10 protein-coding genes are annotated in these 10,565 nt (G+C 35.2%); all 10 read right to left on the reverse strand.

All coding sequences use genetic code 11. The annotated features are described in order from the left end of the window. Positions 1-39: 39 nt before the first annotated feature. Positions 40-1,473 (reverse strand): sucrose-specific PTS transporter subunit IIBC, encoded by a 1,434-nt coding sequence (locus HMPREF9402_RS07620; RefSeq protein ID WP_006784385.1) that lies wholly within the window; start codon positions 1,471-1,473, stop codon positions 40-42. A gap of 199 nt (positions 1,474-1,672) precedes the next feature. After that, the gene (locus tag HMPREF9402_RS07625) at positions 1,673-2,659 is read right to left on the reverse strand and encodes a LacI family DNA-binding transcriptional regulator (protein ID WP_009606979.1); all 987 of its coding nucleotides are present in this window, start codon (positions 2,657-2,659) and stop codon (positions 1,673-1,675) included. A gap of 253 nt (positions 2,660-2,912) precedes the next feature. Then, entirely contained in the window at positions 2,913-3,947 is a 1,035-nt protein-coding gene (locus HMPREF9402_RS07630; RefSeq protein WP_006784387.1) for a threonine aldolase family protein, read from the reverse strand. Positions 3,948-4,132: 185 nt separating this feature from the next. Then, entirely contained in the window at positions 4,133-4,897 is a 765-nt protein-coding gene (locus HMPREF9402_RS07635) for an ABC transporter permease (protein WP_009607018.1), read from the reverse strand. After that, entirely contained in the window at positions 4,894-5,796 is a 903-nt protein-coding gene (locus tag HMPREF9402_RS07640) for an ABC transporter ATP-binding protein (protein WP_238526654.1), read from the reverse strand. Before HMPREF9402_RS07640 ends, HMPREF9402_RS07635 begins: the two co-directional genes overlap by 4 nt. A 5-nt stretch (positions 5,797-5,801) precedes the next feature. Continuing rightward, positions 5,802-6,008, reverse strand: coding sequence for a PLDc N-terminal domain-containing protein (locus HMPREF9402_RS07645; RefSeq protein ID WP_006784390.1), 207 nt, complete (start codon positions 6,006-6,008; stop codon positions 5,802-5,804). A gap of 10 nt (positions 6,009-6,018) precedes the next feature. Continuing rightward, the gene (locus tag HMPREF9402_RS07650) at positions 6,019-7,122 is read right to left on the reverse strand and encodes a helix-turn-helix domain-containing protein (RefSeq protein WP_009606976.1); all 1,104 of its coding nucleotides are present in this window, start codon (positions 7,120-7,122) and stop codon (positions 6,019-6,021) included. A gap of 700 nt (positions 7,123-7,822) precedes the next feature. Next, positions 7,823-7,960, reverse strand: a complete 138-nt coding sequence (locus HMPREF9402_RS14565) for a hypothetical protein (protein WP_155062025.1) — start codon at positions 7,958-7,960, stop codon at positions 7,823-7,825. Between the two features lie 55 nt (positions 7,961-8,015). Beyond that, positions 8,016-9,857 carry a Sip1-related alpha-galactosidase gene (locus HMPREF9402_RS07660; RefSeq protein ID WP_009606978.1) on the reverse strand — a complete coding sequence of 614 codons (1,842 nt, stop codon included), beginning with the start codon at positions 9,855-9,857 and terminating at the stop codon, positions 8,016-8,018. Between the two features lie 155 nt (positions 9,858-10,012). Then, a partial coding sequence (locus tag HMPREF9402_RS07665; RefSeq protein WP_039930897.1) for a hypothetical protein occupies positions 10,013-10,565 on the reverse strand: 553 nt, incomplete at its 5' end.

Raw genomic sequence — 10,565 nt, forward strand, 5'->3', positions numbered from 1 at the left:
TCTCAATTGAAATTAAAGCAGTTTAGGTTGTATTTAGTTTTACTCTTTATTTCCCCAGATTTTAGCTAAAACAAAAGTTACGACAAATGTAATAGCAAATCCGATTGCTAATGTAATCATATATTGAATCATTGATTCTGGACGAATCACAATAACCCCTGGTAATCCTGCAGGTCCTGGTGAAACTGATAAAACTTGCATAAATGTTGAATAAGCTGATGCAACAGCTGAACCAATTAAGGCTGCAACAAATGGATATTTTAATTTTAAGTTAACTCCGAATACTGCTGGCTCTGTAATTCCAAGTAAAGCCGAAACCCCAGCAGCTGAAGCTAAACTCTTCATTTTTGCATTTTTCTTCATGATCATCATAACAGCTAAAGCTGCTGCCCCTTGTGCAACGTTAGATGCTGCAACAACAGCAAATGTTGGTGACCCACCAAGTGTTCCAATGTTTGCAAGAATTTGCGTCTCGGCTGTGACTAATGAGTGATGCATTCCTGTGATAACTAATAACGGATAAACAACCCCATAAATAGCTCCTCCAACTGGGCCTAAGCTAAAGAATAACCACATAACAGCTTCTGTTAACCCATCTCCTACAACACGCATAGCAGGTCCAATCACAACGAATGTTAAAGCCGCCGTTACAAGGACTGCCACTAATGGTGTAATAATATTATCAAACATTGGAGGAACGACTTTACGTGTTTTTCTTTCAATTTTAGCTAATACGAATGATGAAACGATAACGGGTAAAACTGTTCCTTGGTAACCTACTTTTGCAATTTGATATCCAAAAATACTCCATGCTGGAACCGTTCCATCTAATAGAGCTTGTCCATAACTATACCCATTTAATAAATCCGGGTGGATCATGATGGCTCCAATAACTGCCCCTAAAACTGGTGTTCCACCAAAAATCTTAGTCGCTGAGAATCCGATTAATACAGGTAAGAAGGTAAAGGCTGCATTAGAGAAAACATTAATCATATCAGCTAAATCAGCAATTTGTGGGTAAGCTTCGATGATAGACTTCCCTTCAATAAATAAACCTTGTGCGGTTAACACATTATTTAATCCCATTAATAATCCGGCTGCAACTAATGCTGGTAAAATTGGAACAAAGACATCAGCTAATGATTTTAAAACGCGTTGGAAAACATTCATTTTTTTCCCTGCTGCTTCTTTTAATTCAGCTTTACTCACTTCTTCTAAGTTAACAATCCCCATAAATTCACGGTAAACTTCATCTACAATTCCTGTTCCTAAAATAATTTGGAATTGTCCACCGTTATTAAAACTCCCCTTAACCAAATCTATATTTTCAATTTCATCCACTTTAATTTTTTGATCGTCTTTAACGACAACTCTTAAACGTGTTGCACAACTTGCGGCACTAATAATATTTTCTTCTCCACCTAAGTGCAATAAGATATTTTGAGCAATAGTATGATACTTTTTGTTACTCATTCTTACTCCTCCTTATTTATGAAACGTTTCATTTTTGCGTTAAAAAAATAATTAAACGATAACCCCTCAAAAATGAAACGTTTCATTTTCTACAGTACTATAATAGAACACTTTTTTGAAAACGTCAACATTTTTTTATCGTTTTCAAAAATAATCAATTTTATGTATTAAAAAAGGATTATTCCTTAAAATAATCCCTTTAGTGTTTTGTTGTACTGCCTTGATGGAACTCTACTGGTAAAATAATTTCTTTTTCTATCGTTTGTTTATTAATTAAAGCATCAATTGATTCAACGGTATGCTTTGCAATTAACTCAATTGGTTGACGAATCGTAGAAATTTCAATCACTGATTTTTTCGAACTCTTAGCCCCATCAAATCCGATGATTTGAACATCTTCAGGCACTGAAAGATGATACTCTTTTAATTTTTCAATGATGAAATAAGCATAGGCATCAGTTACTGTAAAAATCCCATCAATCTTTTTCTGTTGGATTAAATTATCCATTAAAAACTGTTTTAATGTTTCATCAAATTTGTCATGATCCCCAATCATCTCACAAACCTGATAGTCGATTCGATGTTCTTCACAATAATTTATAAATCCTTTTTTACGATTACGAGTTGAATTATCTTTTTTCGACCCCTCCCCAATAAAACAAATCGATTGACATCCGGATTCAATTAACTTTTGAGCAGCTAAATCCCCCCCCATTAAGTTATCACTGCTGACATATGTAATTTCCTCATTAAAAAAGCGATCGACGCTGACCATTGGAAGATTGCTTGAAATAAAAGCCTCAATATCACTATACGTAATGGCAATGATTCCATCAACTTGATTCTGTTTAGCCATTGTAATATAATCTAATTCAATTTTGTAATCTCCTTCTGAGTTACATAAAATCATTTTATAATTTAAAGCTCTTAAATTTTTTTCAATATTATAAGCTAATTCACTGAAAAATGGATGCCAAACAGTTGGTAAAATTAAGGCGATTGTATTAGTACGATTCATCTTTAATCCACGAGCATAAATGTTAGGCTCATAATTTAATTCCTTAATCGCTGCCTCTATCGCCATTCTAGTCTTTGGTTTAACTTCAATATTATTAATAAATTTTGAAACAGTTCCAACAGATACCCCTGCTCGTTTAGCAACCTCCTTAATTGTTGACAATAACATCACAACCTTTAAAAAAATTCTCTTTTAATATCATCATTATATCAATTTTTACGTGAGTTGACTACCAAGCATTTGTTCACAATAGATTGTATCTAGCTAACCATTCATCATGACTTTATCGACTGTAAATTGTTATCCAATTTATTTAAATCATTTTACAAAAAAATCTATAAGACAACGCTTTTTTAAACGCGTATCTTATAGATTTGACTACCTTATGGCCATATCACGTTGTTATAAGCTTATCTTCACCTTACAACGCTTTAATATCTGCAACCAATTGTTCAACATACTCTTCTTTGGTCGCCCAGCTTGTACAAAGTCGGACTGCAGAATGCAATTCATCAATTGCCTTCCAATAAGTAAATGAATATTTTTTTGATAGTTTTTCTAAAACATCATTTGGTAAAATTGGAAATTGCTGATTTGTATATGAATCATATAGCAATTCAAATCCTTTTTCAGTAAATGCCTGACGAAGTTGCATCGATAACTTAACAGCATGTAACGACATTTCAAAGTATAAATTATCTTCAAATAACGTTTCAAACTGAAGGCCTAACAATCTTCCTTTAGCTAAAAGTCCACCTCTTTGCTTAATATTATATCTAAACCCTTGCTTATAGGCATCATTTGAAATAACGACAGCTTCACCAAATAATGCCCCAATCTTGGTTCCACCAATATAAAAGACATCACATAAATTTGCTAAATCTGACATCCAAACATCATTTATTTGACTGACCATCCCATATCCTAAACGAGCTCCATCGACGAATAATGGAAGATGATATTCTTTACAAACTCGACTTAAGTTTGTTAATTCTTCTAATGAATAAAGTGTTCCATATTCAGTTGGTTGTGAAATATAAACCATTCCAGGTTGAACTTTATGAACACGGCCAGCATCCTGATGATGTTGATCACAAACAGCTTTTACTTGAGCGGCGGTAATTTTACCATCTTCACTTTCAACCGCTAATACCTTATGCCCCGTCGCTTCAATTGCCCCTGTTTCATGCGTATTAATATGTCCTGAAATAGCTGAGATAACGCCTTGATAAGGTCTTAAAATAGATGAAATAACAATTAAATTTGTTTGTGTTCCCCCTACTAAAAAATGAACATCACAATCGTCTTTTTGACATAAATTTTTAATTAATTGTCGTGCACGATCACAATAAATATCGACCCCATATCCTGGTGTTTGTTCCTCATTTGTTAGAATTAATTTTTCTAAAATACGTGGATGCGCCCCTTCCGCATAATCACTTTCAAATCTTATCATGTCAAAGTACCTCCAAAACCTATTTCCATCAAATCTATCATTTAATACCTTCTTGTCTATTTTGACATATTTCTTTAGGGTTGGTCAAAGATTTTCAAAAAATACCAATACTTCCCAATTAAAGCCATATAAAGGCCGATTATCTTGAAGTTAATTTCTTCAAAAATAATCGGCCTTTACTTTTCTTAAATTCTCTTATTCTTAAACGTCGTTAAAGCTAATGCTAAAAAAGCAATGCTTAGTATAACTGAAATTAAACTAGTAGACATCAGTTGACTGATATCATAATCTTGACTCAACATCGCCACATTCTCAGACACTAACGCAATCGGATTATAATCCTGAAATATTGGAAAAAGATTCAAAACAAATAATCCTGCGACAAAAATTCCCACCATTAAAAGACTTCCATACTGATTGCCAACTAACGTCTGTGCCCACATCAACAACGATAAAAGTAAGACTCCAAACAACCATAAGCAACCCACTGACGCCAATAAATGATGGATCTCATCTTGTGAGAAAAAATATGCCGTATACCCGTATGTCACACCGAGTGCCATCAAAAGGGCAAAACTCCATAAAACAAGTGCCACCGTATACTTTGCCAAAATGACCGCATATCGTGTTAACCCTTTTGTCAATACATTAATCAACGTCCCTTTTGATAATTCAGTCGTTAACGTTCCACTGAATAGGAGAACAAGGACGATTAATCCCATCTGCGTCAGATTCTTAAAAAACTGGCTATATGAATCAATCGCCGTGGGGTCTGGAATCGTAATTGTAATCCCATCCATCGGCATCTGGCGCAGTATTTCAGGCATTAACTTTGCCATCAAAGGACTTAGCATCCCAAAAATAAAGAAAACGAGGAATAAAATCAGTAACTTATACGTGCGAACCTGCTCTAACAGTTCTTTCTTTACAAAAGCTAAATATCCCCTCATCGAACCACCTCCATAAACAAGCTTTCAAGCGTTGGTTCAAGGATTTCATACTTTAGTAATAATATATTTTGATCTGTCATCCATTTTAATATTTCTTGGGAATCTTGTTTTAAATTATCCACATATATTGTGAGTTCATTTCCTTCTAACTCAACTTTCTTAAACCTCTCAAAATCTTGCATCAAGTGTTTTGCAACCTTTTCTGATTCAAATGTTAATCGAATGGCATCTTGACGATGTTGATTTTTAACGTCTGTGAGTGTTCCACTTAACACAATCTCTCCTTCATGTAAAACAGCTACTTGATCACAAATACGCTCCACATCAGATAAAATATGCGTTGAAAAAATAACCGTCGTTTTCTCTTTTACCTGATGTAAAATATCCAAAATTTCTTTTCGTCCAATCGGATCAAGCACAGACGTTGGTTCATCACAAATTAAAATTTTCGGTTCATTTAGTAAAGCTTGTGCAATACCAAGTCGTTGCTTCATCCCCCTTGAAAACCCTCCAATTTTACGATTCACATCAGCTAATCCAACCAGTGTCAATAACTCATCTGACTTCGCTTTAATTTGCGCTTTTGACATGCCTGTCATTTCACCGCACAATTTCAAATACTCTCTGGGTGTCATATAAGAATAATACTCTGGGACATCCGGTAAATAGCCAATGAAGCGATTTGTTTTCGTTTCACCATACACGACTTCTTCATCACAGACAAAAATACGTCCCTCGCTAGGATTTAACAACCCTAAAATCATCTTCATCGTTGTTGTTTTTCCAACCCCATTTTGTCCTAAAAAACCAAAGACACACTGACTTGGAACCGTCAAATTTAACGATTTAATCACCTCGTGACTTCCAAACTGTTTACTGACACCTTCTAAACGAATCATGTCCACTACTCTTCACCTCGACCAATTAAAAAATAAACAACAGGTCCAATAATTTGAATCAATAACACAATCACAATCCACATCACTTTATTTCCAAATCGATAGTTCGGATGCTTTAACACATGAATAAGTGCTGTCATCGCAAGCGCAAACTCTGCAATCACCAACGGAATTAAAAATGGTAAATACTCTTGAATACTCTCTAAACTCATACGCTCACTCCTAAAGATAAAATTTTAATCGTACCACTAAATTAATAAATCGCTCTTCTTCATGTAACGGCATAAAAACAGGATTTTTCAAAACACCATCTAACGCACTTTGCTTGATAATCGCTTCATTTCGTGGCGGTTGACCAATTTCATATGCCTTAAACCAGTCCTCCACTAAATTAAAGAAATCATTTCCTTGAATTTTAATTCTTTGAATACTATCTGTCGCTAATTTCGAATATGCGTCTAAATAATCAAGCGCCAGTCCCGCTTCCCCAAGTTGCATATATCCCTGGGCAATCATTAACTGAATCGGAAGAATGAGATAAGGATTCACTTTTTTGATTTCAAATAATTCATCTAACGTTTCAATCTTTTGAATAATATCCTCAAATCGCTTTTGATCAGGTAAACTCAATCCTAGCAACATCGGTAACGTTTGAAAAATTTCCATCAGATGCGAAAAGACACCGACTTGAATCGAAGACTTTGCTTCTTCAATCTGCCCAAGCATCTGATGGGCTTGTGCAATTAATACTTCACTTGAAACTTTCGGTTTCTTCGTATCTTCAAGTAACTCTAACGCAACTGACGGTTGATTCAATAATAAATAACAATACGCCTCTAAATGCAGTGCCTGCTTTGAAAGTTCAACGTCATCTCCCTTTTCTTTAACACGCTCAAATAAAGAACAAGCTAATTCATTTAATCTTGTCATTTCTAAAACATCGGGGGCTAACATACTGTGATTAATTAAAAGTAATCCCATTTGATGCAACAGTGGAAAACAAGAATAATATTTCTTGATCAACTCCTCACACTCCAAAATCACCTCTTCGAATGGTTTCTTCGCAAAATCTTCACATAGCCTGACATACAATTTTTGAATATCTTCCTTCACCATCTGTGGCTCATATCCGATTAACTCGTCAATACTCATATTAAAATACGCCGCTAAAATCGGTAACAATGTAATATCCGGATAACTTTGGCCTGTCTCCCATTTTGAAATAGCCGCCTTTGAAACCCCAATATATTTCGCTAATTCATCTTGCGTAATCTTCTTCTCTTTTCGCTTTAAAATAATCATTTTTCCAACATTAATTTCCTTCATGTCATCACCTCGCTATTCCTTTAATTTGTCTGTGATACTCTCATTATATGTATTCTTTCCTCATAAAACAATCGAGCCAAAATTAACTTTTGTTTGAATAAATCAACTAATAGGATACTTTATTAGTTCACTTTGTTTCCCATATACCTATTAAGAGGAAAGAGAATGAAACACAAAATCATTTTCTATATTACTGTTTTTATCATCGTCATTGGAATCGAATTTCTTTGATTACGTTCTGAAAAAATCCCAATTAAAAATGAAAGACTTCCACTTCAAGTTGGAATCACTCATCACAAACGATACTGAAAAAGCCGAAAGCATCATTGATGATATCCTTACGATCTTTACAAATACCAAAAAATTAGAAGATGCTGTCTCTATCGGGGGAAATAGAGACTATGAACTTCATCTTTATCACACAAAAACCAAAGAAACATTAGTCAGTGGTAACACCCTTTTAACAGATGACGGGGGGATTTTCACCTCACATCAATCTGGTCCCTTCCTTAAACTAACATTTGCAGACAGCGACTATATCCAAAAATTAATCGACTCAAACTAAATCTCATTTTAATTTAAAAGACATCCAGGTCTAAAGGCCTAGATGTCTTTTCTTTTCAAATCCGTATTTTTTTATAGTTTTTCTCCCCTGAGCTAATGTTAGTCTACGATTTAAGTCACTTGGCTCAACGTCTGCTTAAATAAACAAATCAATCTCCCATAAACAATTGAGATAAATATAGGCTAGTGCGTCTCCAGTAGTCGGTATCGTTAACTGATTGCAACAAGGACAAAGTGAATCAGCTATTACTTCAACTGATTCTTCCTGTATCATCTTCTCATCATAACATTAAGGTCAAAACTCATATTCCTTCATGATATCCACCTTTTTATTTCCAATTCAGTTTAATAACTGATGTTGCCTCACTTAGTTCAACCTGTAACAGATGATTGTCTATCTCAAAAACTCGTGTTTCTCCATTCACAGTCAGCAATGTGATTAAGCAAGATTCCTCCGCATAAAAGGCAAATGCTCCTTCCCCCTTAACCTTAAGTATCATCTCATTTTCACTTTCCACCACTGACTCAATCGCTAAATAACTATTGAATTTATGGACTAATCCGAGTGGTGTCACCATCTCACGTCTAACAGCTCGCGACACATACGCATACTCCCCGTAGTTTAGTACGATTTCTAACTTCCCTAGCGCAACTTCACCTAAATCTGGTGTGAAACAAATATCCCCCGTCACCACTTCTTTAATGATTCTAGCGTCCTTATTTAAATGCACTGCAAATATCGTGGAACCGAACTCTCCATAGTTGTGGGTTTTAAGTAAAATAGTTGAAGTCTTTGCATCGCTTAGATAGCAATCACTTGTCGGTCGAGCTGGTTGATTAAAACGAAGCAACTCATTACCACGAATCATTAATCTTGATAATAAATTTGTGTCCATATTTTTAGGATGATCACAAATATAAATAGGACCTCCTGAAATGGCACGCACCATCGCATGAAACTCTCCTTGAGGGTGATTCGTTTGGAACATATCCCAATCTGGGCAAACAAATGTCGAGGTGAAAATATTATTTAAAGTATTCATATAATAATGTTCAAGTTGAATACCAATCGGTTCTTTAGGGAAGAAATCATCAGAATTTCGCCACCCAATAAACTCAGACGTATTATAAATCACCTCTGTACTATTTGACATACAGTATAATACATCTCCATTTAAATATTCATTTCCCGCTATTTTTAACGCTCGTTGATAACTGCTCATCACAGCCGTTGGATTCTGTTCCTGCTCACAAAGATGCAATAAATTCCCTTGAGAATCGACCTTTACATAGTCAATCCCACACATTTTTAAATAAGCATAGAATTCATCATAAAAGGTTTCACAATCATCCTTGCAAATATAATACGTATGATTCGTGAAATATGTCGCAAACTCCGATTCTTTTACATCCTTATTTTCAATTAGCGTATATTTTTTACCTAGGCGCCCCTCTGGATTAATCCCACCCCAATAACCTTGAAGCGCATGCCAAATCCCAAATACAGAAATCCCATACTCCTCTTTCGCCTTTTGAACCAACGTTTTTAAACCAGATGGAAACTTTTCATTTTCATAAATATCATTCAGATACAACTCATCTTTAACATCCTGCCATCCATCATCTAAAATCATATAATAAGGCTTCACACCACGTTCTTTAAAAACATCTAACGCCTCCATAACTCCCGCTTCACTGACCTCACGATAAAACACATCCCATGTACACCAACCCAAATAATCATAATACGTTGGAACCGACTTTGTTTCACGCAAATTAAATCCTTCAATCTCACTTGCTAAAATCGTCACAGCTTCCCTAATTCCATCCTCGATTTCTAAACAATCAGAAATAGCCACGCCAATGATAGCTTCATCATTCGTTGAAGGTAAAACAGAGCGGATCACCAAATGATTTACCTCTACAACAAGCTCCCCCAATTGATCCTGATCCACACATGGAATCACCACTAAATAGCGACTTTCCCCTAACTCATTTTCATATTCCCCAATCAAAAACTGTACGCGTGATGGTAACTGTTCAAAGCTCGTCCCATAAAACGGCTTCATCCACCAAAAATCCTTTGCTAAATTTAACCCCATAAAACGAACTAATTCTTCACTATATTCAATAACAACCTGCTCACTTGCTTTAACAACCTGTCTCTTCATACAAACTCTCCTCTTACACTAAAAGATTGATAACACTCTCATTATAACTAAATAAAAACGTTTTTAATATGTTTGAATGTTTGTCTTGCTATGTCTAAATGTATGTTTTAAATTTTTCCATAAAAAAGGAGTAACGACCGTTACTCCTTTTTACATTATTTACTTTCTTGCTTAAATGATTGATATCCCATCCAAACAACCCACACATAGGCAAGTGTTTTAGGAATCATTAACATTCCAATTAAACGGAATGTGGTGGCCCATAAGACAACCGGGATATAAAAGGCAAATGATAAAACGATTGCCAGCCACATCCATTTGAACGTTGAGTCTTGATGCGCTTTTGCTTCTTTATAGAATAGATAGATAATCATTAAGCCCATAATCGCAAACGGAATGTTTCGATAAACTCCCCACGAAACGGGGGCATTATAATTTAACCACTCATTTTGAGGTAATAAACATAACGCAATACGTACAATCGCTAATCCATAAATCGCAAATGTTAATCCTTTTGTATTTTGGACACGATATCGTTTTTGCCAAATATGATAAAGTACTACATAAAAGACAGTCATCGTAATCGACGTCACAAATTTACCAAATCCAAGTGCTGCTGCATTGGATTCAAGTCCTGTTGTTAACAACGCATAAGAACGTGGGACTAAGTGGAATGCATCCCCGCATCCTAAAATAATGGCCATATAA

Origin of the sequence: Turicibacter sp. HGF1, assembly GCF_000191865.1 — a bacterium.
Lineage (GTDB): Bacteria > Bacillota_I > Bacilli_A > MOL361 > Turicibacteraceae > Turicibacter > Turicibacter sanguinis.

What these genes read in the sequence shown, in the direction of transcription:
- HMPREF9402_RS07645 (WP_006784390.1), bottom strand. Translation starts at nt 6,008, where the DNA reads ATGAGTTTAGAGAGTATTCAAGAGTATTTACCATTTTTAATTCCGTTG.
- HMPREF9402_RS07650 (WP_009606976.1), bottom strand. Translation starts at nt 7,122, where the DNA reads ATGAAGGAAATTAATGTTGGAAAAATGATTATTTTAAAGCGAAAAGAG.
- HMPREF9402_RS07630 (WP_006784387.1), bottom strand. Translation starts at nt 3,947, where the DNA reads ATGATAAGATTTGAAAGTGATTATGCGGAAGGGGCGCATCCACGTATT.
- HMPREF9402_RS07620 (WP_006784385.1), bottom strand. Translation starts at nt 1,473, where the DNA reads ATGAGTAACAAAAAGTATCATACTATTGCTCAAAATATCTTATTGCAC.
- HMPREF9402_RS07640 (WP_238526654.1), bottom strand. Translation starts at nt 5,796, where the DNA reads ATGATTCGTTTAGAAGGTGTCAGTAAACAGTTTGGAAGTCACGAGGTG.
- HMPREF9402_RS07635 (WP_009607018.1), bottom strand. Translation starts at nt 4,897, where the DNA reads ATGAGGGGATATTTAGCTTTTGTAAAGAAAGAACTGTTAGAGCAGGTT.
- HMPREF9402_RS14565 (WP_155062025.1), bottom strand. Translation starts at nt 7,960, where the DNA reads ATGATACAGGAAGAATCAGTTGAAGTAATAGCTGATTCACTTTGTCCT.
- HMPREF9402_RS07625 (WP_009606979.1), bottom strand. Translation starts at nt 2,659, where the DNA reads ATGTTATTGTCAACAATTAAGGAGGTTGCTAAACGAGCAGGGGTATCT.
- HMPREF9402_RS07660 (WP_009606978.1), bottom strand. Translation starts at nt 9,857, where the DNA reads ATGAAGAGACAGGTTGTTAAAGCAAGTGAGCAGGTTGTTATTGAATAT.